This is a genomic window from Pseudomonas sp. GL_139_B (assembly GCF_057834475.1).
The window spans coordinates 3,534,123-3,557,652 of the sequence record NZ_CM174403.1 but is presented as its reverse complement, the minus strand read 5'-3'; the positions used below and the strand labels follow the sequence as shown (position 1 = coordinate 3,557,652).

Sequence of the window (23,530 nt, the reverse complement as noted above, 5' to 3'; positions counted from 1 at the left end):
AATATTCCCCGCGATGCTTGCAAAGAGTTTGAGGTTCAGAAGCATCGTACTTAGCTCAGGCGCCACCTTCGTTCTTCTGTTGATCGCCGGTGGCTACTGGTTGTATACGCCACCATCGCCTTACGTTCCCCTGAGTGGTCTGGACTCGGCATCAGTGTCGTTGATCGCTGTGGGCGATCAAGGCAGTGGTGACCTACAGCAGTGGCGGGTGGGGCAGGCCATGGAGCGAGTCGCCTCCAAAGAGGGGCAGTTGAACATGGTGGTGTTCCTGGGCGACAACTTCTACAAGCCGTTAACCAGTACCCATGATCTCTACTGGCAAACCAGATTCGAGCGTGTCTATTGGGGCCACTGGCTGAGTCATGTGCCGTTTTACGCGGTACTGGGCAATCACGATTACCCGGTGTCGCAACAGTATGAGATTCAGTACGGACAACAGCACAAGGGATCGGGCCGCTGGCAGATGCCGTCGAACTTTTACGTGAAGGATTTCGGTGAAGTCGATGGGCGCCCATTAGTGCGAATGGTGTTCCTCGACACGTCGGCACCGCGTGAAAGTTTGCAACAGCAAATCGACTTGATTGATCAGTCGTTCCAGGCACCTGGCCCGGCCCCTATTTGGCGAATCGCAGCGTCCCACCACCCGGTGCGCAATCAGGGCCAGCATGGTGAGGAGTCGGATCTGATTGCCAGGCTTTTGCCGGCATTGCAACGCAACAAGGTTGATCTGCTTCTGTCAGGCCATGATCACAATCAACAACTGTTGTTGCGTGCTGGGGAGCCCGCGTGGGTTATCTCCGGTGCGGGGGGGCAGAAACTTTATGCTCTTAATACGCCTGCGCCAGATAGCGCGTTCGCCGCATCGCGGGCCGGGTTTGCCAAACTCGACCTCAATAACCGTCAACTGAGGTTGGCGTATTACAATGATCGAGGGGATCTGGAATCCGGCTATCGCTGGGCCAGAGACTGTCCGTGGATGGCCAAAGGCTGTTTACTGCCCGAGGGTTCGCAAGGGATCACCGCGCAGTTGGCGCAGTGATGGAAAGGGTAGACTGGCGTTTTTAGCGCCAGGCCACGGACAATAAGCGAGCTTTTCGGACCATTCGCGCACGGATTTTCATCCGTCAGTAACCTGTCATATTCGGTCTTTCTTCCTTGCAGATAGTGGTCAGCCCAATGCGTTTTAATGAGGCTGTACCGTGTTTCAACGTCTTCTGTGTCCACTGTCCGTTTTGGCCCTGTCTATCTCGGCTACCCAGGCTGCTGAGAACAACCTCCAGGACCCCCGCGCCTGCGCAGTATCGACAATTTCCGCGATGTGGCTGGCACCACCGCCGCGTATTCCACAGCCAACGACGGCACGATGCGTAGCGGCGTGTTCTATCGCTCCAACGCACTGACCCCGTCGGCGGCGGATCTGGGCGCCTTGAACGGCCTCGGCCTCAAGGCCGTCTACGACCTGCGCACGCCGAGCGAAATCGCCGATACGCCCGACACCCTGCCCAACGGTGCGCGCTATTTGAACATCGACATTCTTGGCAACGCCACGTCCGGTTCAAACCTCCCCACGGGCTCGATCGATAGTGCCGCCGATGCCATCGCCATGATGCAGGGCATCAACCGGTCATTCGTCAGTGATGCGGGTGTGCGGGGTCAATTCAATCCGCTGCTCAATGAGCTGGCCGGTGTTGACGCGATAGCAGTGCGGACCGTAAGCACATCATCAATGACTTCCCTGCGATACAAACGTACTCTTGCCGAATCGCGTACCAAGACAAGAATAAAATCAGGAGTCATTGATGCAACCAATCCGTCTCGGCCTGGTGGGCTACGGCAAGATTGCCCAGGATCAACATGTTCCAGCGATCAACGCCAACCCCGCGTTCCAGTTGGTGTCTGTCGCAACGCAAGGGCAGCCCTGCGCCGGGGTAGAGAATTTTCAGTCCTTGAGCGAGCTACTCGAAAACGGCCCGCACGTCGATGCGATTGCGTTTTGCACACCGCCGCAAGGGCGATTTGCACTGGTGCAACAAGCGCTGGCCGCTGGCAAACACGTGCTGGTAGAAAAACCGCCGTGCGCCACGCTGGGTGAAGCGATGGCGTTGGTCAATCAGGCAGAGGCGCAAGGTGTCAGTGGCTTGTTCGCCTGGCATTCACGCTACGCGCCCGGTATCAACGCCGCCCGTGACTGGCTGGCCACCCGCACGCTGCAAAGTGTACAGATCGACTGGAAGGAAGATGTGCGCAAGTGGCACCCCGGCCAGGCATGGATCTGGCAGCCCGGAGGCCTGGGCGTCTTCGATCCCGGCATCAATGCCTTATCGATTGCAACCCATCTGCTGGCGTTGCCGCTGTTTGTCGAGTCTGCTGAACTGCGAGTCCCCAGTAACTGCCAGTCGCCTATTGCCGCCTCCATCAAAATGTCAGATGCGAGCCACCTCGAAGTCCGCGCAGAATTCGATTTCGACCATGGTCATGAGGAACTCTGGAGCATCGAGATTCGCTGCACCGAAGGCATCCTGCGACTGGACAACGGTGGTGCACAGTTGAGTATTGATGGCGTGCGCCAAGCCGTATCGGAGGAGGGTGAGTACACGGCGGTGTATCGACATTTTCACCAGCTGATTGGCGACAAAGCCAGTGACCTGGACCTCCAGCCGTTGCGACTGGTTGCCGATAGTTTTTTTGTTGGCAGTCGGGCGTCGGTTGAGCCGTTCTACGATTAGCACGACGGATAACCGGCGTCATCCCAGGTTCCCTGCTATTAATCAATGAGTGTTCGAGTACTCATCCTTTCGGGAGCGCGTCATGAATCCATTCATTCGCATCGGTATTGTCGACGACCATCCGTTGTTGCGTGAGGGCGTTGCCAATACGTTGAAAAAACGGGTGGATCTTCAGGTCGTGGAGCAGGGCGCCAGTGCGCAAGATGCCAGGGATATTGCCCAGAGGGTGCGTCCGGATGTGATGTTGATGGACGTCAATATGCCGGGGGATGTTTTCGCCGCGGTGCGGTACATTTCCACTGAGCTGTCGGATGTGAAGGTGCTGATGCTGACGGTGTCAGAGTCCGAAAATGATGCCTTTTTGGCGCTCGAGGCTGGCGCGCGCGGGTATGTATTGAAAGGTGTCAGCGGACCGGAACTGGTCCTGGCGATCAGGTCGGTTGCCAAGGGTGAGACGTATATCACCCCCGAGTTTGCCAACAAACTGCTGACTAATATCAAGAAACACGAAGCGGAAAATCACACGTTTGATCTGACCCAACGCGAGGAGGAGGTCATTGTTGAAGTTTCAAAGGGGCTGACCAATAGGGAGGTTGCGTCAAAGCTGTTGATAAGCGAAAAAACCGTCAAGCACCACATGGGCTGTGTGATGCAGAAACTGAACGCCCGAAATCGTGTCGAAGCGGTCACGGCCCTACGGCATTACAGGGAGCGCGAAGCGCTCGGGCGTTTTCACATTGGCGCAGGGAAAACCCCAATGGATGCTTAGGGCGGGCTCCTGACTAGAGTTTGAACTGGGCATTTACCGACGTACCCGAAGCGCAGGAGTCGATGCTGAACAATCCGCCCAGAGATTCAACGCGATAACGCAAACCGGCGAGCCCCAATCGGGTTCTGCCGGATGTATCGAGTTGCATGGCATCCGCTGCCATACCCGGACCACTGTCCCTGACACTGATATTCAATACCTCATCGATGTATTTCGCCTGGATGACCTGACCCTCGCCGTTGGCATGACGGTAAGCATTGTTGAGGGCTTCTTGCACAAAACGGTACAAACAGAGTTTGAGCGGCAGCGGCGTGGCCTTTGGCAGCGCCCCCAGGGTTAAGGTGACCCTGGTGCCGGTACGTTGCTCGTGCCGTTGCGCCACCAGCTGCAACTCTTCCACCAGGCTCATGTCGTTAATTTCCGGAAGTGCCAGACCTCGTGACAAATCGCGGACTTCACGCAATGCGTCGGTGGCGGCGCCACGAATGGTTTCCAGCGACTCCTGATCGACAGCCGAGCAGTTTTCGGCCAGGTCATCGAGCCGGATCAGAATCAAAGTCAATAACTGTGCTGGCCCATCGTGCAGGTCTGCACCAATGCGCCGCAAGGTGAGTTCGTTGACCCGGGAAAACTCCTGGGTCGCCGTCGCCATCTTGCGCTGGAGTTCGGCATTGCTGATGTGCAAACGGGTTTGCTCTTGCAGCCGTAAGTGCAGTGCCACTTGTTGGCGCTGGATAATCTTGTCACCGCGTCGCACGATGAAAAAAAGCAGCGTCAGCATTGCCAGCGTCGCGGCGCCAACAACCCCCCAAACCTGCTGTCGGACACGATTGATCTCGTGCTTGAGGCTCTCGGCTTTTTCATAAAACTCGCCCACCGCGATGATCTTCCCGGAGCTTGAATCCCGCAGGGGCGCGTAGATCTCATAGAGCGGAATGTTGAGCGTGCGCTCGAACTTGTTCTCATCCTGGCTCAGCTCTTCAAGGTCGGTGACCACTTTGCCCTTGAGTGCCTCGGGGACGTGTTCCAGTGAAAATTTGTGGTTGGTGATGGCTTTATTCGTGCTGTAGACCACCGTGCCATCCGACCGCCAGATCTTGATGGTGACAATGTGCTCTTTAAGCGCACGACTTTGCGTGAGGCGGTCCAGGGCCTGGACACTAGCATCCGAGAGGTTGTTGTCCCGGCCCAACTCCTGCACGTAGGGCTCCAGAAACGTATCCATGTACTGAGCGGCTGCTTCTGCCGCGCTATGTACCGCGGCTCTTTCTATTCGTTGGCTCACCAGTTTGCCGACGAAGAACATGGTCAGTCCCAGGATCACCGCAGCGGCAATGACAAACTGGGTAGAGCGACTCAGCTCGCTCGCCCGGACCCTGATCCGTGTGCGCCAGATTCCATTGCGAACGCCATCGGAAACAGAGGCAGGTTCGGCCAGAGGCTCAGTCTCCTGCGCGATAAAAGTCTGGTTTTCTGATTCGACTTTTGCATTTTTTACCATTGATTTGGTTCCCTGATCATCGTGATAAGTCGGTTGGAAAACCCTGCAACTCAACGGATATCTGGAGTCTGGCATGTCTCGGCTAAAGCGCTTTACCCTCAATCAAAATTGATATTTCGATTATTGACCAGCAGGTTTCCTTTTCGACGTTATTAATAGCAACTGACTCTCATTGTGCTGGTTGTTTTGATTACCGGTCAGGTGGCCGGCGCCGGACGATCCGAGTGGCTGAAGGCCGTGCAACTACTCGCCGTGTACTTGATCCTCGGCCTGGCCTGTTTCTTTACACCTGATGTGGCGGCCTGATCGCCAGGAGATTGCAAATCTCTCAATGGCAGGAGATCATCCTCGCCTAAATAGGTAGGGGGGGTATGGTATGGCGCACATTCACGGGCAAAAAGACGATTTATTAAAACGGGTAAAACGCATCGCCGGACAGGTTCAGGCGATAGAGCGAGCGCTGGACTCGGACGCCGACTGCGCCAAAACCCTGCATCTCGTCGCAGCGACCCGCGGGGCCATGAACGGTTTGATGGATGAAATCATCGAGGCTCACGCGCATGCACATGTCGCCAATCCTGAACTGAGCGATGAGGAGCGGGCCCAAGGCGTCGAAGAACTGCTCGAAGCCATCCGCCGTTACTCCAAATAGGCCCGGTAATGCCAAATTTCGCAGAACTGCTTCAACAGGGTGGCGCCCACGCGTGGCTCTATTTCCCCAGCGCGATACTGTTGGGAGCCTTGCACGGGCTTGAACCCGGGCATTCAAAAACAATGATGGCGGCGTTCATCGTGGCCATTCGTGGCTCGGTCAAACAAGCGGTGTTGTTGGGACTGGCCGCAACGCTGTCGCATACGGCGGTGGTCTGGTTGGTCGCTATCGGTGGCATGTATTTGGGCAAGGGGCTGGATGCTCAAACCACCGAGCCGTATTTCCAACTCGCATCCGCTGCACTGATTATCTTGATTGCGCTTTGGATGTTGTGGCGCACCTGGCGTGGCGAACAGATGTTCAAGTTCGAGCAGGGCGAAGATCACCACCACGGCGAACATGACCACGGTCACCACGATGAAATCCGGCTCATCGATACCGGTCATGGCCGTGTCGAACTTTCGATTTTCGAAGCCGGCATGCCACCGTACTGGCGCCTGAAAGCATTGAGCGGGCATGCCTGGGGCGCAGCGGATGTCCGGGTGCTGACAACGCGTCCGGACGGCAGCACCCAGGCGTTCTCATTTATTGAACATGACGGTTTTCTGCAATCGACGGCGGACATTCCCGAACCCCATGAATTCAGCGTTCGTTTGAGCCTGGGACACGCCGGGCACTCGCATGACTACGACCTGGAATACCTGGAGCATGATCACGAGCATTCGCACGCGGAACTGGAAGGCCTGGAGTTGTCGGTGGATGGTTATCAGGATGCGCATGAACGTGCCCATGCCAATGACATCCGCAAGCGCTTTACCAATCGTGAAGTGACCACCGGCCAGATCATCGTGTTCGGCTTGACGGGAGGGCTGATTCCTTGCCCGGCGGCCATCACTGTTTTGCTGCTCTGCCTTCAGGTCAAGGAAGTCGCCTTGGGTGGCGCACTCGTCTTGTGCTTTAGTATTGGTTTAGCGATTACGCTGGTATCGGTCGGCGCAGCGGCAGCGATTGGCGCCCGGCAAGCGACCAATCGCTGGCCGTGGTTGGGAGCGGTTGCACGTCGGGCGCCTTATCTGTCTGGGGCGTTGATAATTGGCGTGGGTTTGTATGTCGGCATTCATGGCTGGATCGGGTTGAACGCTTAAGACGCTTTGAATGGGCGCGGATCTGTTTCTTGCACGAAAAAGCCCGGCTGATCAGGCCGGGCTTTTCATTGGGTACCGCGATAAAGCCACGCACTTGATGCAGACGATGGATGCATCAGCTGGGGGTAAACCGGTCATTGAGCGGTGACACACAGCTCCCCGGTGGCGCGGATCAGGGCCTGACCGTGCAGTTGATCCTTGATCAGGCTGGCTCGCTCGGTCCCCAGCCAGTTTGGGCAGTTGGGGTCATTGCGATAGGGGATGAAGTCGGCATATTGCTGCAGCAGGCGGTGTTGCAGCTCATCCAGTTGTGGCCTGATTTGATTGACGAGGTCCGGCCGTGGAGTGTCTGGCGCCCTGTCCGACGCGCGCCATTGAGCGATCAAGCCGTATTGCACCAGCTTGTTGGCTTCGATTTGTGCGGCGATCAGATCGGCAACCTCTTCCGAATTCAGCTTATGGCCCTCGGCAGTCTTCTTGGCGTTGTCGATAAGCTGCGTTTCCCGGGCCGTGTCCTGGATCGGTTTGCCACTGTCCCATTTGGTCAACGCCACCAGATCAGCAATGTTCAAGCGCTCGTTGATCGTCACCAGCAGCGGTAACAAACTATCGGGTGCAGGGGTGGGTGTATCGGCCTGGACGCCGCCAGTGAATAAACCGAACAGGGCGCAGCTCAGCAGTTGCGGCAAGCGTTGGACGTGGAGCATGGGCAAACCTCATTGAGCACAGGATTCACAATCAGGGTCTTATGTACCACAGGTGCGGCAGAGGCTTTAAGTGGGGACGGGTTTATTTTGTACAAGAAAAAGCCCGGCTTGTTTAGCCGGGCTTTTCGTTGAGTGCTGCGGGAAGCCCGGAAATGCAACGTACAAAATCAGCCTTTACTGGCCGCCAGATAAGCCCCAAGGCGTTGTCCCATTTGCTCGCCCAAGGCTTGCAGGCCACTCAAGGGACGGACCATCACCTCAAACTCGACGATTTTCCCTGCTTCGTTGAAGCGGATCATGTCGATGCCCTTCAACTGTTTCCCGTCAACATTGGCGCTGAATTCCAGGACGACGTTCAATCCGTCTGCCGTCGCCAGTTCGCGGTGGTAGGCAAAGTCCTCGAACACGTTGACTACGGTATTGAGAATCATCGACACCACGGTCGCGCCCGGATAAGGCGTGTGAGCCATCGGCGAGCGGAACACCGCTTGCGGGTCCAGCAAGTCGGGCAGGGCGCCCAAGTCAGCCGTGCGGATCATTTCGTGCCATTGCTTCAAGGAGGCTGCGGCGTTGGGACGCAGGTTCAGTTCAGACATTGTCTACTCCTGTATTTTTATTGTGGGTTCTGCAACGTCGAGTGGTTTTGCGAATGCGTTGGTCAATGACCGCCGCCGCATCGTCCGCCCAGTGACTGTATATCGCAGGACCTGGATGGAAGCCATCCCGCGCCATCGAACCCGTCACGGGGGCCTACCGGGTCGTCAGCATCGTGCAGTGCTTGATGCGCTCCGCCAATACGGTGAGTGCGCTAAAAAAGTTCACGAAAAAGCCCGGCTGATCAGGCCGGGCTCTTGGTTGGGAACTGCTTTGGCGCTACTCATTCATGCAGCGCGGCTTTCGATCAAACGGTCGGAGCCACCTTCGGCAACGCGGTTCTGCATCAGCCGGTCGGAACCATCAGCAGCCACACGGTTTTCGATCACGTGGTCAGAACCATCAGCGGCCACACGATTTTCGATCAAACGATCCGAACCACCTTCAGCCACACGGCTTTCAATCAGACGATCCGAGCCGCCTTCAGCGACCACAGGTTGAGCAGAAGTAGCGGCAAAAGCATTAACTGCGAAAACCGAGAAAGCGATGCTGAGGAGGGTTTGGCGTTTCATGATGGTGTGCTCCGGGGTGTTATGGGTTGGTATGGAGCGGATGTTACGCCGAGGATTTTTTATGAGAATTTCATTGCGTTGATGGTGACTATCGATACCGGCGATGAATGCGCACGGCCCCCGTTGCCATTCACTTCATCGCCACCAGATCGTCTTCAGGCTTCGATAATCTTACTGACACTCGTGACTTGGCCGTTCCAGATCATCTTGTAATGCGCCGTCTGAACAATCGATGCAACAAAAGCTCAAAAGGAATCTTTACCCCGTCGCGACAGCCCAGCCTTCAAATCGACCGCTGATCACACGTTGAGTCCGCTCTTACGCGAACTCTTTGCGTTCCGAGTAGTTCGTCACCGGGTGGTGACTCATGAGTCCGTCAAACAGTCCCACCACAATAGCCGCCGATAATGCCCCGAAAGGCGTGGCGCCAAACTACCGAGCACCGCTCTCGCTTTCAAACAGGGCTGGTAATGTCCATGGCCCTGGTTGTCGGTGCGGCCATCGCATGCGTTGTGAGGGGTTGGACATTGTTCCAACTGAGCAGCGCTTGATGGGGGATCCGGACTCGTTACTCGGGTGGGCATTAATCGTAAGCGCCAAAAACAACTCCAACATGGCCACACAACATGCACCCGTTACGACAAAGCCTGCACAACGAACTGCACGCGCGCCCGTCACTGTATTTCGATGAGCCGGCCCATGTGTTTCATCTGGCCTTCCTCGGCAGCGATCAGGAGTGCAATGCATTCCTGCAAAACTGCTGCCCTGACTCCCTCGATCTGAATGCCGCCCAAGGCATTACTCAACTCGATGGCCATGCGCTGAAATGGGAGCGCCATGCCGAGTTTTTCACCCTGACCCTGGTGGTCACTTCATCCTGCAACGACCTGTCCTGGACAACGCTGCCCGAGGTGCTGGCGCGAAAGGTCGAGGGGCATTTGCCGGCGCTCATCAACTCGGTGCAGATCGTAGTGCGAGGTGAAGCCGACCTGGATCTCTCCCGTTACGGCTTCAAGGACCCGAGCGGTTCTTGTGTGGGGGGTGGCGATGCGGTGGTCTGGAGCGATTTTCGTATCAGCGAGGTGGGCAACAACCACCTATTGTTTGTCAACCGGCGCCTGAACGCCTATCGACAAGGTCGAATGATACGTCGCCTTCTGGAAATCGAGACCTACCGGATGATGGCCTCGTTATCCTTGACCATGGCCAAGTCCTTGAGCGCGCAGCTCGATGTTTTTGACAAGACCTTGGTCACACTCTCCGAACGTAACGCCCATGCCGACGGTAATAATGCGAAAGCCCTGCTTGCAGATATTTCCAACCTCTCTGCCCAAGTGGTCAGTAGCACCGCCAAAACCCGCCATCGCTTCAGTGCCACGCAGGCCTATGCGCAACTGGTGTTTGAACGCTTGGGAGAGTTGCGGGAAAGTCACGTGGGCGATTGCCAACGCCTCGGGGTGTTTATCGAACGCCGCTTCAAACCCACCGTCAGGTATTGCTCCGCCACCGAACAGCGGTTGGAGCACTTGGCCAAAAGCGTGGCCAACCTGGGCGATCTGTTACAGGCACGGGTCCAGGTCGAAATGGAAGAACAGAACTCGGAAATTCTCAAAAGCCTGAACGCCCGCGCCGATGCTCAGATCAAGATCCAGCGCGCAGTGGAAGGTCTGTCGATAATTGCAATTACCTACTACCTGATTAACCTGTTCAAACTTGGCTACTCGGGGCTGCACTTGCTCGGCGTTGCGGTGGCCCCGCGAGAAGCCATGCTAGCTATGACGCCGCTCGCAATTGGCATTCTTGCGTTGATTGTGCTTCGTATCAAGAAAGTCAAAGAGCATTGAGGCGATGCCCCTGATGCTCACTTTTTTATCTGAGGGGGCTTGAACGATTGGGCAGTTCCTCATTCCTGTCGCCAGCCAGCTGAGTTGTTCGCCAATTTTGGTGACAAGACTGGCGCTCAGCAGGCCATGGGCAAGCCGATCCGGGCCTTCCGGCTTCGTCTTACATGCAGCGTTTGCGTTGATACGAATGACGCCTCTTGGCTATTTGGTCGCGTCCAGCAACCGATGCAAGCGCACCGCATCCTCAAATGTCGCCGCACCATGGCTTCCATCATTCACATCCTGCGCATACATGTAATACAGCTCTGCCAGCTCCAGCACCGCTGACGGCAATGACGACTCGGGCAGACGTTGGTAGCTGGGAGGCAGCGGCAGTAATTGCAGCGGGAGATTGTCACCGTGGGCACCCTCGACCACGTAGTCATCGCCCACATCGCCAAAGGCCGAGCGGTTGGTGATTTTCAGGTCGCCCTGGTCGCCGGTGATGTCGATCTGCACGCCTGAGCCGTTGCGTTTTCCGCCTTCGATGTGGATCGAAATAACCCCGCCGTCTTGGAGCATTCCGCTGAGTACGAGCTGGTCGGGGGCGGTGCTGTCCAGCACTTCGCCGGTTTCCTTGATGGTCACTTTCGGGAACTGGTTGACCATCAGCCCCGAGACGCTCACTGGCCAGCCGGTAGCGGTGAAGAGCATGTCGAGGAAGTGCCCGGCGTAGATGGCGATGACGCTGGAGAAGTTTTCCTCGGGGGCGGTCCAGCGCAAGGCGTTGGGGCGCAGGGCCTGGAAGTAATTCATGCTGACGTGCATCCGCACGGAGCGCACCTTGCCGACGAAGCCTTGTTGCAGCAGGTCTTGCAGGTAGCGGTTGTGCGGTGCATGGCGGCGTTGCAGGCCGACGATGTGACGCACACCGGCGTCTTTGGCCAGGTGCAGCAATTGCTCAGAGTCTGCGGTGGTAGTGGTTAGTGGCCATTCGCAGTAGACGTCTTTGCCGGCCGCAATGGCGGCGCGCACGGTTTTTTCGTGCTGGGGGGCGGTGTTGAGCACCACGACCAGGTCGACTTCTGGGTTGTTGACCAATGCGTCGACCGAGTCGGTGACCTGGCTGATGGCGTATTCACTGGCCGCGGCTTCGGCCCGTTCGCGGTGTTCGCTGTAGACCGCCTGCAGGTGATACTGCGGCAACAGCTTGAGCACTCGCAAGTGGCCGTGGCGAGCCCAGTTGCCAACGCCGATGATGCCGACGCGAATAGCGGAGTGTGCAGTTGTCATGAGAATGTCCTCGTAGGGTTTGGCTGACGAGGTGAAGTCTAGGGAGCGCAGCCCCGTGGAAAAACCGGCCCAAGGGCCGAACACTGCGGACAGGAATGGCGCTAATCGCCCGCACGGCTGTTCGATTGCGGAACGATTGATCCGCAGTGATCGGAGCCGCGCACCATTTTTCCGCAGGGCTCGGATACCTAGCATGGCGCCACTCATTACTGTGGAGCTTTGCCATGAACGATCTGTCTGCATCACCGGCCACCGCTGCGCTCGCGCCAGCGCAGCCGTCCTCCTGGCGCAACTGGCTGTCGGTGTACGCGGTGGCCCTGGGGGCTTTTGCCTTTGTCACCACCGAATACCTGCCGGTCGGCGTCCTGCCGCAAATTGCCAATAGCCTGAGCATCACCGATGGGGTGGCCGGGTTGATGGTCACCGTGCCGGGCATGGTGGCGGCGGTGTCGGCGCCGGCGATCATGCTCGGCGCGGGGCGCATGAACCGGCGACATCTGTTGCTGCTGTTGACCTTGTTGCTGGTGGCGTCCAACGTCGTTTCGGCGCTGGCGCCGTCATTGTCGATCATGTTGTTGGGGCGCGGCTTGTTGGGTGTGGCGCTGGGTGGTTTCTGGGCGGTGGCGATTGCCGCTGCCGGGCGTCTGGTCAGTGAGTCAAAAGCGGCGAAAGCCACGGCGCTGATCTTCGCCGGGATTACCTTGGCAACGGTGTTCGGGGTGCCATTCGGAACCTTTATCAGCACGTTGTTTTCGTGGCGAATGTCGTTTGCCGTGACAGCGGGATTGGCGTTGCTGGCGTTGGCCGCGCAGTGGCTGACGCTGCCATCGCTGCCGTCCCGTGAGGGCTTGCAGGTGCGCGCCTTGTTGGCGTTTCTGTCACGCAGCAACGCCCGACGCAGCATGCTTTTGCTCGGCACAGTGGTGGCGGCGCATTTCACGGCGTACACCTACATTGCGCCGTTCCTTGGGCATGACGCTGGCTTCTCACCGAGTGCGATCACCGCGATTCTGTTGGGTTTTGGCCTGGTCGGCATGCTGGCGAACTTCGCCATGGCCGGGAGCATCACCACGCGCCTGCGTGCATCGCTGGGCGCCGTGGTATTGCTGATGGTGATGGCGCAACTGGCCTTGCCCGGATTGCAGGGTTGGGGCGTGACGTTGGCGGTGCTGGTGTGGGGCGTTGCCTATGGCGCGATTCCGCTGGGCGTGAGCAGTTGGATGCAACTGACGTCGCCGCAATTGCCGGAAGCCAGTTCCGCCATGTTGGTGACCACGTTTCAGGTGGCCATCGCGTCAGGTTCGCTGTTTGGTGGCTTGATGGTTGACCATGCCGGCGTGTCTTCAGCGCTGTGGCTGGGTGCCGCGATCGGTGTGCTGGGTTTGGCGGTGATGCTCAGTTTCGGTCTCGGTAAGGCGCCGATTGCCGAGGCCCTGCAACGCTGACATCAGACATTCAGAATGTTGTCCTTGAAGTAGTCGATCAACACTCGCAACCTTGGTGCCGTCTGCTTCGATGCAGGCCAGAGCATCCACAGGTTGCCGGTGTGGTCCGTGTAGTCCTCCAGCACCACCTTCAGCCTGCCGTCGGCCAACGGCTGACGGATTGAAAAATCCGGCAGGCAGGCAATCCCCACCCCATCAATCGCCAAGTACGTCAGCGGATCCATCGTGGTGCAGGTCAACGCGCGCGCCAGATTCGGTTCGATATGTGTGTCGCCGACGCGCAGCGGCCAGCGCTCGATCATCCCGGTGGCCGGAAACTTGTGCAGCAGGCACACATGGCGGATCAATTCGTCCGGGTGCGTCGGCTCGCCATGGCGCTCCAGATACGCCGGTGCCGCCACCAACTGCAACTGATAGCCACCCAACTTGCGCGCCATCAGCCGCGAATCCTGCGGTGCGCCCGTGCGGATCACCGCGTCAAAACCTTCCTCGATCACGTCCACCATGCGGTCGGACATGTCCACGTCCAGTTCGATGTCCGGGTAGGTACGCATGAACCCGGCCAGTACCGGCATGATCAACACGTTCTGGATCGGCACGCTGATGCGCACCTTGCCGCGCGGCGTAGCCGACAACTCCAGCAGCTCCATTTCTGCGGCTTCCACTTCACTGAGGATGCGCTTGCAACGGTCCAGGAAGAGCTCGCCTTCGGTGGTCAGGGTGACGCTGCGGGTGCTGCGATGGAACAGCCGCACACCCAGGCGTTCTTCCATGCGCGCCACGCTTTTGCCCACGGCGGAGGAGGAGATTTCCAGCAGACGACCGGCTTCGGTAAAGCTGCGGGTTTCGGCCACATGAATGAAGGCCGTAATGCCGCTAAGGCTGTCCATCATTTGAGGTGTGCTCGGTGCGGGGGAGGGTCAAGGCAGAGTAGAGGCGGGCGGGGGAATTGCAAAGGGAAGTCTGGTGGTGCGAGGTGCCGCCAATCGCGAGCAGGCTCGCTCCCACATTAGATCTTCAGTGAACACAGGTTCTGTGTCCGACTGAGATCCACTGTGGGAGCGAGCCTGCTCGCGATGGCGGTCTTACATTCAGCGCAAATGTCAGGCGCTTTGTTGGTAGAACGGATAGTCAGTAAAGCCCACTTCAGTGCCGCCGTAGAACGTGTCACGGTCATAGGCATTCAACGGTTGGTCATGACGAATGCGCTCCGGCAAATCCGGGTTGGCGATGAAGTCACGCCCGAACGCCACGAGGTCCGCATCACCCGCTTGCAGAATCTGCTCGGCCGATGCGGCAGTGAAGCCACCGGCGGCGATAATCAAGCCATCGTAGTGCTTGCGAATCAACTGCGCCGCCACCGGGTTCTGATCCTTGCTCTCATCAATCGAGTTACCCAACACCCGGGGTTCTATCAGGTGCAGGTACGCCAGTTTCAGCGGCGCCAATTGCTCGGCGACGTAGACAAACAGCGCTTCAGGATTGCTGTCTTTCATGTCGCCGAAATTGCCGCTTGGGCCCAGGCGCACGGCCACCCGCTCACTGCCCCACACCGAAATTACTGCTCGGGTGATGTCCATCAGGAAACGCGCCCGTTTGGCGATGGTGCCCCCATAGGCGTCGGTGCGACGGTTGCTGCCATCCTGCAGGAACTGGTCAATCAGGTAACCGTTGGCGCCGTGGATTTCCACGCCATCAAAACCGGCTTCCAACCCGCGTTGTGCAGCACTGCGGAAGTCTTCGACCAGCGCCACAACTTCCGCCTCGCTCAGTGCCCGGTGCGGCGTGCTGGCCACCCAGCCGCTGGCGGTGTAGGCGACGCCATCGTACTCGACGGCTGACGGTGCAACCGGTTGAGCGCCGTCAGGCTGCATGTCGCTGTGAGACTGGCGACCGGCATGGAACAGTTGCAGGAAGATTTTTCCACCCTTGGCATGAACCGCTTCGGTGATGGCTTGCCAGCCAGGGATCTGGGTGTCGTTATACAGGCCGGGCGAACCGAGGTAGCCGTTGCCGGTGGTCGAGACCACGGTGGCTTCGGAAATGATCAAGCCGCCGTCGGTGGCTCGTTGCGAGTAGTACTCGGCCATCAACGCGCCGGGCAAATCGCCCGGCTCGGAACGCATGCGGGTCAATGGCGCCATCACGACGCGGTGAGTCAGGGTGTGTTGACCGATCAGGATCGGGGAAAGCAGGGTTGGGTGATTCATGGTGACCTCCGGTAAATGTCTGGAGGCCACCTTAGGGCAGCCGCGAAAATAGAAAAACGGGCCAACGATCCGCACTCTCTGGACGGATTGCTCCGTAATCGACGGGCTCGGCGTTGGCAGCGTTTTTCAATACGACCGGTCGAATGCTGAACTAAGATCAACAGCCAGTGCCGTTGATGCATCCCGAAATCGGTATCGCGTTCGACGCTGACGGACCGACCGCGATCAAGACCCGCGAAGACCTTTTCGTGAAGTTGGCAGCGGACAAAACCCTGGTCGGTGGTGCTCATATGCCGTTCCCGGGCTTTGGGCGTCTGCGCAAGGAAGACACCGGCTATTCATGGGTGCCGGTCACCTTCATGAATCTCAACTGACGGCCCGGTCAACGCGCGAAAAGCCATCTGGGACAATGATCATTTAAAGCAAGGGTGAATCACCGTGCAGAAAGTAGCCTTGGTGGTGCGAGATGACTTTCAGATCATGAGCCTGGCTGCGCTCTCTGCATTCGAGTTTGCCAATCGTGCGGCTGGCGAAAAACGCTATGACATTCATGTGCTTTCAGAACACGGCGGACTGGTTGCAAGTTCGCTGATAGCGTCAGTTTGTACCGAGGCGTTCAGCGGTTCATCGTTCGATACTGTACTGGTGGCGGGCACCATGGACCGCTCAGCGACACCACCGGGTGTGTTGTCGTTCCTGGTGGAGGTCGAACAGCGCTCGCGGCGCTTGGGTTCGTTGTGTGTGGGCGCTTTTGCGTTGGCGGAGGCCGGTTTGCTGGACGGTCGACGCGCGACGGTGCACTGGCGGCGGGCGGCGGAGTTGCGCAGCCATTTTCCAGCGATAAAGGTCGAGGAAGATCGAATCTTTATCGTCGATGGCAAGATATGGACGTCTGCCGGCATGACGGCAGCGCTGGACCTCACTCTTGGCATGGTCGAAAAGGATTGTGGTGCAACCATCGCCCGCAGCGTGGCGCAGAGTCTGGTGCTCTATCACCGCAGGGGCGGTGGCCAATCGCAGCACTCGCAATTGGTGGCACTCAATCCGACGTCTGAGCGGGTGCAGCTCGCGCTCGATTTTGCCCGTCGTAATCTACGTCGCGACTTGCGCGCCGAAGACCTGGCTGACGCGGCTTGCCTGAGCCCACGCCAGTTCAGCCGATTGTTCCGTACCGAAACCGGCAGCTCGCCCGCCAAAGCTATCGAGAACCTGCGTCTGGAAAGTGCTCGTTTGCTGGTGGAACAGGGGCGTCACTCCCTCGACACCATCGCCACGGAAACCGGATTTGGTGATCGTGACCGCATGCGTCGCGCCTTTTTGCGGGTGTACGGGCAGTCGCCTCAATCGCTGCGCAGTGCCGCCGAACCGGTGAAAGAGCCGATTTCGGGTTAGGCCACGCCAAGGTTCGAGGTGCTCGCGCCTGGTCATCGAATGGCCCGAATCGTCGGTATTTTGACCCATGTGCTTTTTAGCTCACGCCTAGCATAGACCCTGAATTCACAGCACGGGCTACGTGCCCGTCTACCCGAAAACAGGAGATGCCATGAGCACTATTGAACACGTCATTCTTGTACACGGTGCCTGGGCCGACAGCACCAGTTGGAACAAGGCGCGCGCCTTGATCGAAGCAGCTGGCCTGAGCACGACCACGGTCAACCTGCCGCTGACGTCACTGGCGGCAGATGCCAACGTGGTGTCCAGGGCCATCGCCGCCGCCCCCGGCCCCTTGTTGCTGGTTGGCCATTCTTATGGCGGTGCCGTCATCAGCGAGGCCGGTGTCCACCCCAAGGTGGCGGGTCTGGTCTATATCAACGCCTTTACCCCTGATGTTGGCGAATCAGCGCTGGGGCTGACCGCATTGGCCGAGCCGTCGCTAATGAGTGACGAGATCCGCATGGACCAGGCGGGCTCGTTGAGCCTCACTCACGAGGGTGTCTATAAAGGCTTTGCTCAGGATGTGAGCGCGCAGGAGAAGCGTCAGCTGTTTGAAAACCAGCGTGCGACCTCGGTAGAAGCCCTCACCGCGCCGCTCACCCAGGCCGCCTGGCAGCACAAGCCCAGCTGGTATCTGGTGGCGACCCTTGATAACGCCATTGCCCCGGCTCTTCAAGAGCTGTTGGTGAAGAAGATCGGCGCTGTCAGCGACTATGTCGATGCGGGCCACTGCTCAATGATTTCCATGCCTGCGGCGGTCGCCGAGCTGGTGATTCGCGCCGCCCGATAACCGGCATTTCCCTTCAATTGTTTACGCCATTCAATTGTGCAAACCCAGAGGACTCACCCATGAAACTCACTCAAAACACCATTTTTATTACCGGCGGCGGTTCTGGCATCGGCCGTGGGCTGGCTGAAGCGCTACACAAACTGGGCAACCAGGTGATTATCTCCGGTCGACGCAAGGGGCATCTGGAAGCCGTCGTTGCGGCCAACCCGGGCATGCATGCGGTCGAGCTGGATATTACCGATCCAGGCAGTATTGCCAAGGTTGCGATGCAGTTGATCAGCGAATTCCCGCAACTCAACGTGCTGATCAATAACGCCGGGATCATGTTGCCGGACACTGCAGCCGGCCACGTGGATGACGAATTGCTAGTGTCGACCATTACCACCAACCTTATGGGGCCCATTCGCCTGACCTCGGCGCTGATCGAGCACCTCAAGAAGGCTGATGATGCCTATGTGGCATACACCACCTCAGTGCTCGGTTTCGTGCCCATGGCGCTGACGGCGGTGTACAGCGCCACCAAGGCCGCACTGCATTCTTATGCACTGTCACAGCGCTTCATGCTGCGCAATACCTCGGTCAAGGTGCTGGAAATCGCGCCGCCTTGGGTACGAACCGAGTTGATGAATAGCTCCGAAGCGGAACTGGCGATGCCATTAGATGAGTTTATTGCCGAGACGATAGCGGTGCTGGGCACTGAGGCGAAGGAAATTCTGGTCGAACGCGCCAAGCCGTTGCGCGCTAATGTCGGACCGGATGAACACGACTTTGTCACGGAGTTCAACGCACAGCTGGTGGCGCTATACGCCCAGTGAGCACCCTGCGGCGCCTGCCTGTGTGCGGGCGTCGTTACCCACCGACTCAACCAAGGGACCTGCCTCGCATGAACGATCTCGATAACCTCAGTACCCTGAAAATCTTCTCGTGTGCCGCGCAGACCCGTAGCTTCACCGAGGCCGGAAATCAGCTGGGGATTTCATCATCAGCCGTTGGCAAGGCAGTGGCACGGCTTGAGCAACGTTTGGGTGTGCGTTTGTTTCATCGCAGTACGCGCAGCATTCAGTTGACCGAAGAAGGGCTGCAAGTGTTTGACGGGAGCCAGCGAATTTTCAACGAGCTGGAAACCATAGAAGCGGGACTTGCACTAAACCGTGGTGCACCCCGCGGCCGATTGCGGGTGAGTTTGCCGCTGACCGGCAGGCTGATGATGCCGACACTCACGGCCTTCATGAATACCTATCCCGAGATCGAACTCGACCTGCATTTTTCCGACAACCTGGTCGATATCGTCAACGAGGGTTTTGATGTAGTGGTGCGAGCCGGGGAGGCTGCCGACTCGCAGCTGATTGCCCGCAACCTGGGCACCTACCAGCTCAAGTTGGTGGGATCTCCGGCCTATTTCAAGCGTGCCGGTATCCCGCTCAAACCTGCAGACCTGGTCGATCATTCGTGCTTGCATCATCGCTTCCCCAGCAACGGCAAGTTGGAGCGCTGGCCACTGCGTGCCGCCCATGACGGTGAGGAAGTGGTGGTGCCGGTGATGACCATTTCAAGCACCGTCGAGCCCTTGATTGCGCTCGCTGAAGCGGGCCTGGGCATTGTGTGTATTCCGGACCTTGCCTGCCAGCGACAACTTGCCGAAGGCACACTGGTTGAGGTGTTGGCTGAATATGTCGAGCATACCGGTACCTTTCGCGCGGTCTGGCCGGCCAGCCCCTATCGGTCGCCAAAGCTGCGAGTATTTGTCGATTTCATGGCCACGCACCTTCTGCCTGCGTCCGATGTGCGGATGGCTGGGTAGGCCCGCGTCTATTGGCACTATAGACGCGGGAAAACCGTTACTTGCGCACGTTCTGGTACAGCATCAACCGTGAGGTTTCATGCATGGCACGGGTTAACGCTGACAGCCGCTTGAACTCTTCGGGGTGTTGCTCGGCGACGTTGTCCAGCGGCGTCGGCGAGGCCAGGTCATGGAGAGTTGGTGAGCTGCCGTCGTGTTCCATCTGTACCAGGTAGTGCTGAGTCACGCCGGCAATCAACGGGAACGTGCCTTCGCGCAACACTAATGGCACCACGCGTTCGCCTTCGGGCGCGGGCTGCTGAATATCACGGCCCATGCCGCTGTTGCGAAACTCAAGGCCGGCCATACCCGCCACGGTTGGCAGCAAGTCCACCAGGCCAACGGCGTCCTCGACCTTGCGCGTCCCGATCATGCCTGGCGCGTGGATGAGCATCGGCACCGCGTTGCTTTCCAGGCCCAGTTGCTCATAGGCCGGTGCCAGGTACGGGATCTGGGCGATACGGGTGTTGTGGTCACCAAACAGCACGAATATGGTGTTTTCGTACCAGCCGCCGGCCTTGGCGATTTCCATCAAGCGTCCGATGTTGAAGTCCAGCAAGCGCACGGCGTTGTATTGCTCGACGCTGCGCGAGCCTGCGGCCTGGACTTCCTCCAGAGTAGGGTGCTTGACCTCGAATCCGTCATTGCTCTTTGGAATCGTGAAGGGACGATGGTTTCCGGCCGTTTGTACATAGGCGAAGAACGGTTTGTCCTTGGGCAGCGTTTGCAGGATCTGGTCGGTTTCCTTGAACAGGTCCAGATCCGAAATCCCCCAGACATCCACCACTGGAGATTTCCAGTCGCGCTCGTCGTACAGGTGAACGCCGTCGATACTTTGTTTGATCAAGGCATTCATGTTGGCCCAACCGGAGTTACCGCCAATGGTGTAGATCTTCTCGTAGCCGGTGAAGGCATTGACCACCGTGTTTTGGTTGGTGATCAGTGGATTACGCGTCGCGGTGTCTTGTCGAGTAACGTCAGGCACCCCACTGATGCTGGCCCAGACGGTTTTTGCGGTGCCCGTCACCGGCACATAGAAGTGCTTGAAGAACCAGCTCTGCGTCGCCAGGCGATCGATATTGGGTGTCGGATTAATCGGATTGCCATAGGCCCCGACGGCGCTAGTGCCTAGTGATTCAAGCATGACAAACATTACGTTCGGTGGCCGCGAGCCCGGTACTTTGTAGGGCTGTGGCGCCTGGTGGCGGACGAAGTTAAGGGTCTGCGGGTCGGGTTGGTCGACGCCCAGATAGTTGGCCATGACCGGATAAAGTTCGCGTACTTTTGCTTCGTCATAGCGGGACTGGCCGACCTTGACGGTGTCGTAGAAGAAAATCACCGGGTTCAGGCCCAGTGCGGCGACCTGGTTATTGCCCGAGAAGAACGCATCGCTCCAGCGTAGCGGCACCGGGTTTTCAAGGTTCAAGTGTTCGACACGCCCCAAAATACCCAACAGCACCAGCACGACCATCAACGCGCTACCCCAGGTCGCGGAGAGCCGGTGAATGACTTTGCGTGGACGGTCCAGCGTGACGCGCTCCAGACGCACCAGCGCCAGTGTCACGAACGCGACGGTTGCCAGCCAACCCAATGAAATCCAGATAACCGGGTAGGTTTGCCAGACCATATCACGGGATATTTGCGCATCCTCAATGAAGCGCAACACTGTAGCGTTGATCCTTACGCCGAGGTACGCGTAATGGCCAAAATCGATGATGTAGATGAGCAGGATAGCGCTGAGGACGACGACCAGATACACCCGGGCGATGCGGCGAACGAGGCGGCTGCTGATCAGGTTCCAGCGAGGAATCCAGGCCATTAACGCCAGTGGCAGCATGACCAGAATGGCCAGGCGCAAGTCGAAACGAAAGCCGATGCCCAGGGTTTCAAGGACGGCATTATCGTCACTCAGGGCTTTGGCGTCGAAACCGGAAAAGCCGAAAAAGAACACCACCCGCAGCAGTGCAAACAGCACAAACGCGATCGCTGTTGCGCCCAGCCAGTAATGCAAACGTCTCGATTTCAGCCAACCCATCGATGTTTCCCTAATAAAAATTTCGTTAAATTTCAAACGGATTTGTTTCGCATTGGGCCGCGCTGCGTGATGACCCGGCGATACACCCAGCGCGCCCCCAGCACCAGCAATGCGAGGCAGCAATACAGGCCCAGCAACGGATCTATCAAGTAATCCCAATAGTTGTGGGAAGGTTTGATCCCGGCGATAAAGGCCAGGGTCGCGCTGGCCAACAACACGACGGCCAGGTAATTGCGCAGGTAAAACAGGCTTAACGTCAGCAGTGCGACGACAAACAACAGGGGGCGCGGGCTAAAGCCCCGACGGTAAGGGTCCAGATCGCTCAATCCCAGGGTTGCCGGGTACAGCAGCAAGGCCATGGCGGCGAAGAGGATCAATACACCGATGTAACTTTGCTGCGCAGGCGGCAACACTCCCAGCCGACGCAAACAGCCCCACCCCATGAACACCAATGAGGTGATCGCAAGGTCATCAATATGGCTGCGCAAGTAAGCGGCCGCCGACACCTCGCCCAGGTGTATGAAGCTGGCGGCCAGCAATGCCAGCAACAGCGCAATGCGCCAGCCCTTGTTCAGTCCAAACGACGGCATTACCAGGAAGATGATCATCGCGAAGCTGGCATGGGCTTGCCACAAACTAATCATTTGAGACGCTCCGACAGCCAGGCATCGTTGAAGGAGACGTGTTTGATGAAGGTGTTGTTCCAGGTATAAACCAAGTGATACATCCCGTCGGGGCTGCGGATGAAGTATGGGTATTCATATTCAAACTCACACCCTTCGCTTTTACACACGCGTTTGTCGAGGTTGTCGAGGAATTGCGCCTCCAGCGGTTGACGGAGCTTGCCACTGGAATCGCGGAACTCTTTCCCGATGAGTTCCTTGTAGGCGAGGGGTGAATACGGATCGCCCTCTGGATCCGGTGATTTGTCCAGGTCGCGCACCAAGCGCCAATCGTCCATTTTCGCATCGGTAAGATAAAGGCTCAGCTTGAAGCGCCCCTCTTGCAGGTCATTGAGCGCTACCAGCAACCCGTGATCGGGCGTCGCAACGGCCGCCAACGAGGAATTGGGGTTCGAAGGATCGAGCGGATAAGGTTCGCTCCAGGTTTGCCCGGCATCCTCGGTGCGGCTCGCCAGGACTCGATGGTGGGTGTCGCCGGCATAGCGCAACAAGGCGATGCCGCGTTGACCGTCCAGTGGAACGACTGCGGGTTGCAATGAATTATTGCCGTGGCTGATGCGGTATTTATCGATCACTTCACCGTCTGCGCTCAAGTACAGGTACTCGGCAAACTTGCCCAGAAATTCGTGGTAGACCGGCAAGCCGATGGAACCGTCGACATGGAACACCGGTGCCGAGCGGACCAGGGTGCTGATGTTCAGAAAGGGTGAAGTGATCAATTGACGCGGTGCCGACCAATTCACACCAAAGTCATCTGACACCATCACATTGACCGCGCTACCGGCCCAGCCGCCCATGGACACGGAGACGAAGAACAGCCACAGGCGATTGTCAGGCGCCAGTGCAACGACCGGGTTGCCCAGTTTGCGGATGTATTTTCGAGTGCTTTGCTGGGTGGATTCCCGGGTCGCCATGACCTGTTCCGCCCCCCACTCGCCAGTGCTCACGTTGAAACGGGCGGAGCGCACCTGCACATCGGCTGCGCCTTCGCGAGTGCCGGCGAACCAGACCGCCATCAAGCTACCGTCAGGCAAGGCAGTGACCGCAGAGGAATGCACAAAGTCCACCAGTCCGGAGGAGGCGAAACGGCTGGTATAAATGGGCTTGGCCGTTTCATCGGCCCCAGCCAAAGCCGGGCTTGTCAGGGCAAAGGAGGAATGTTTGGGGGCAGGGTGGGTGATCCATGCACCCGCGAAGAGGCACGCCAGGGCAAGGTAAACACCGAGGGCCGGAATACTGGGGAGCTTTATGCGCATAATTAGGGCGTTGGCCTCTCATGGCCCGAAAAAGCGCACAAGCTAACACTCGCCA

Annotated in this window: 22 protein-coding genes and 3 pseudogenes; 14 read left to right on the top strand and 11 right to left on the bottom strand. The window is 58.1% G+C overall.

The genetic code is table 11. From position 1 onward, the window contains the following. Nucleotides 1-154 precede the first annotated feature (154 nt). The 4 genes and pseudogenes from AC3ISI_RS16140 (at nt 155) to AC3ISI_RS16125 (ending at nt 3,495) form a co-directional block, all read left to right on the top strand. Entirely contained in the window at nt 155-1,039 is an 885-nt protein-coding gene (locus tag AC3ISI_RS16140) for a metallophosphoesterase (protein ID WP_489332824.1), read from the top strand. Nucleotides 1,040-1,199: 160 nt separating this feature from the next. Next, nucleotides 1,200-1,705, top strand: a pseudogene (locus AC3ISI_RS16135) (tyrosine-protein phosphatase); the annotation flags it as partial. Between the two features lie 94 nt (nt 1,706-1,799). Beyond that, a complete protein-coding gene (locus tag AC3ISI_RS16130) occupies nt 1,800-2,726 on the top strand; it encodes a Gfo/Idh/MocA family protein (protein ID WP_489332823.1) in 927 nt (308 codons plus the stop codon). Nucleotides 2,727-2,808: 82 nt separating this feature from the next. Beyond that, nucleotides 2,809-3,495 (top strand): response regulator, encoded by a 687-nt coding sequence (locus tag AC3ISI_RS16125; RefSeq protein ID WP_489332822.1) that lies wholly within the window; start codon nt 2,809-2,811, stop codon nt 3,493-3,495. A 13-nt stretch (nt 3,496-3,508) separates the two neighbouring features. On the opposite strand, the gene AC3ISI_RS16120 is transcribed toward AC3ISI_RS16125, so the two are convergent. Beyond that, entirely contained in the window at nt 3,509-4,996 is a 1,488-nt protein-coding gene (locus AC3ISI_RS16120; RefSeq protein WP_489332821.1) for a sensor histidine kinase, read from the bottom strand. 174 nt (nt 4,997-5,170) lie between these two features. Here AC3ISI_RS16120 and AC3ISI_RS16115 point away from each other — a divergent pair, with 174 nt between their 5' ends. The 3 genes from AC3ISI_RS16115 to AC3ISI_RS16105 all read left to right on the top strand — a co-directional run bounded on the left by AC3ISI_RS16115 (nt 5,171) and on the right by AC3ISI_RS16105 (nt 6,793). Continuing rightward, complete coding sequence (locus tag AC3ISI_RS16115) at nt 5,171-5,302, top strand: hypothetical protein (protein ID WP_489332820.1); 132 nt, start codon at nt 5,171-5,173, stop codon at nt 5,300-5,302. A 70-nt stretch (nt 5,303-5,372) separates the two neighbouring features. Then, on the top strand, nt 5,373-5,648 hold the full coding sequence (locus AC3ISI_RS16110; protein WP_489332819.1) for a metal/formaldehyde-sensitive transcriptional repressor: 276 nt from the start codon (nt 5,373-5,375) through the stop codon (nt 5,646-5,648). A gap of 8 nt (nt 5,649-5,656) precedes the next feature. After that, entirely contained in the window at nt 5,657-6,793 is a 1,137-nt protein-coding gene (locus AC3ISI_RS16105; RefSeq protein WP_489332818.1) for a nickel/cobalt efflux protein RcnA, read from the top strand. A 134-nt stretch (nt 6,794-6,927) separates the two neighbouring features. On the opposite strand, the gene AC3ISI_RS16100 is transcribed toward AC3ISI_RS16105, so the two are convergent. From AC3ISI_RS16100 to AC3ISI_RS16085, 4 genes and pseudogenes are all read right to left on the bottom strand, one after another. Further along, the gene (locus tag AC3ISI_RS16100) at nt 6,928-7,500 is read right to left on the bottom strand and encodes a chorismate mutase (RefSeq protein ID WP_489332817.1); all 573 of its coding nucleotides are present in this window, start codon (nt 7,498-7,500) and stop codon (nt 6,928-6,930) included. Between the two features lie 167 nt (nt 7,501-7,667). After that, the gene (locus AC3ISI_RS16095) at nt 7,668-8,096 is read right to left on the bottom strand and encodes a nuclear transport factor 2 family protein (RefSeq protein ID WP_489332816.1); all 429 of its coding nucleotides are present in this window, start codon (nt 8,094-8,096) and stop codon (nt 7,668-7,670) included. 288 nt (nt 8,097-8,384) lie between these two features. Then, nucleotides 8,385-8,666: pseudogene (locus tag AC3ISI_RS16090) on the bottom strand (hypothetical protein); the annotation flags it as partial. Nucleotides 8,667-8,821: 155 nt separating this feature from the next. Further along, nucleotides 8,822-8,905, bottom strand: a pseudogene (locus AC3ISI_RS16085) (RES domain-containing protein); the annotation flags it as partial. Between the two features lie 387 nt (nt 8,906-9,292). On the opposite strand from AC3ISI_RS16085, the gene AC3ISI_RS16080 reads away from it, so the two are divergent. After that, complete coding sequence (locus AC3ISI_RS16080) at nt 9,293-10,510, top strand: DUF3422 domain-containing protein (protein WP_489332815.1); 1,218 nt, start codon at nt 9,293-9,295, stop codon at nt 10,508-10,510. A 201-nt stretch (nt 10,511-10,711) separates the two neighbouring features. Here the strand turns inward: AC3ISI_RS16080 and AC3ISI_RS16075 are convergent, their stop codons facing one another. Beyond that, nucleotides 10,712-11,782, bottom strand: a complete 1,071-nt coding sequence (locus tag AC3ISI_RS16075) for a Gfo/Idh/MocA family protein (protein ID WP_489332814.1) — start codon at nt 11,780-11,782, stop codon at nt 10,712-10,714. Between the two features lie 224 nt (nt 11,783-12,006). On the opposite strand from AC3ISI_RS16075, the gene AC3ISI_RS16070 reads away from it, so the two are divergent. Then, the gene (locus AC3ISI_RS16070; protein WP_489332813.1) at nt 12,007-13,227 is read left to right on the top strand and encodes an MFS transporter; all 1,221 of its coding nucleotides are present in this window, start codon (nt 12,007-12,009) and stop codon (nt 13,225-13,227) included. Nucleotides 13,228-13,229: 2 nt separating this feature from the next. On the opposite strand, the gene AC3ISI_RS16065 is transcribed toward AC3ISI_RS16070, so the two are convergent. Both AC3ISI_RS16065 and AC3ISI_RS16060 read right to left on the bottom strand, forming a co-directional pair. Further along, nucleotides 13,230-14,117, bottom strand: a complete 888-nt coding sequence (locus AC3ISI_RS16065) for a LysR family transcriptional regulator (RefSeq protein WP_489337728.1) — start codon at nt 14,115-14,117, stop codon at nt 13,230-13,232. 213 nt (nt 14,118-14,330) lie between these two features. After that, nucleotides 14,331-15,437, bottom strand: coding sequence for an alkene reductase (locus tag AC3ISI_RS16060; protein ID WP_489332812.1), 1,107 nt, complete (start codon nt 15,435-15,437; stop codon nt 14,331-14,333). Nucleotides 15,438-15,613: 176 nt separating this feature from the next. Here AC3ISI_RS16060 and AC3ISI_RS16055 point away from each other — a divergent pair, with 176 nt between their 5' ends. The 5 genes from AC3ISI_RS16055 (at nt 15,614) to AC3ISI_RS16035 (ending at nt 19,462) form a co-directional block, all read left to right on the top strand. Further along, entirely contained in the window at nt 15,614-15,811 is a 198-nt protein-coding gene (locus AC3ISI_RS16055; RefSeq protein ID WP_489332811.1) for a hypothetical protein, read from the top strand. Nucleotides 15,812-15,875: 64 nt separating this feature from the next. Continuing rightward, entirely contained in the window at nt 15,876-16,829 is a 954-nt protein-coding gene (locus AC3ISI_RS16050) for a GlxA family transcriptional regulator (RefSeq protein ID WP_489332810.1), read from the top strand. 151 nt (nt 16,830-16,980) lie between these two features. After that, nucleotides 16,981-17,661, top strand: a complete 681-nt coding sequence (locus AC3ISI_RS16045; RefSeq protein ID WP_489332809.1) for an alpha/beta hydrolase — start codon at nt 16,981-16,983, stop codon at nt 17,659-17,661. Nucleotides 17,662-17,720: 59 nt separating this feature from the next. Next, nucleotides 17,721-18,476: an SDR family oxidoreductase gene (locus AC3ISI_RS16040; RefSeq protein ID WP_489332808.1), complete on the top strand. Its 756-nt coding sequence runs from the start codon at nt 17,721-17,723 to the stop codon at nt 18,474-18,476. A gap of 68 nt (nt 18,477-18,544) precedes the next feature. Continuing rightward, nucleotides 18,545-19,462, top strand: a complete 918-nt coding sequence (locus tag AC3ISI_RS16035) for a LysR family transcriptional regulator (RefSeq protein WP_489332807.1) — start codon at nt 18,545-18,547, stop codon at nt 19,460-19,462. A gap of 37 nt (nt 19,463-19,499) precedes the next feature. Here the strand turns inward: AC3ISI_RS16035 and AC3ISI_RS16030 are convergent, their stop codons facing one another. The 3 genes from AC3ISI_RS16030 to AC3ISI_RS16020 are packed head-to-tail and all read right to left on the bottom strand — an operon-like array spanning nt 19,500 to nt 23,475. Further along, the gene (locus AC3ISI_RS16030; RefSeq protein WP_489332806.1) at nt 19,500-21,536 is read right to left on the bottom strand and encodes an LTA synthase family protein; all 2,037 of its coding nucleotides are present in this window, start codon (nt 21,534-21,536) and stop codon (nt 19,500-19,502) included. 32 nt (nt 21,537-21,568) lie between these two features. Next, entirely contained in the window at nt 21,569-22,180 is a 612-nt protein-coding gene (locus AC3ISI_RS16025) for a hypothetical protein (protein WP_489332805.1), read from the bottom strand. Then, nucleotides 22,177-23,475 carry a sialidase family protein gene (locus AC3ISI_RS16020; RefSeq protein WP_489332804.1) on the bottom strand — a complete coding sequence of 433 codons (1,299 nt, stop codon included), beginning with the start codon at nt 23,473-23,475 and terminating at the stop codon, nt 22,177-22,179. The genes AC3ISI_RS16025 and AC3ISI_RS16020 overlap by 4 nt, the downstream gene beginning before the upstream one ends. Nucleotides 23,476-23,530 lie beyond the last annotated feature (55 nt).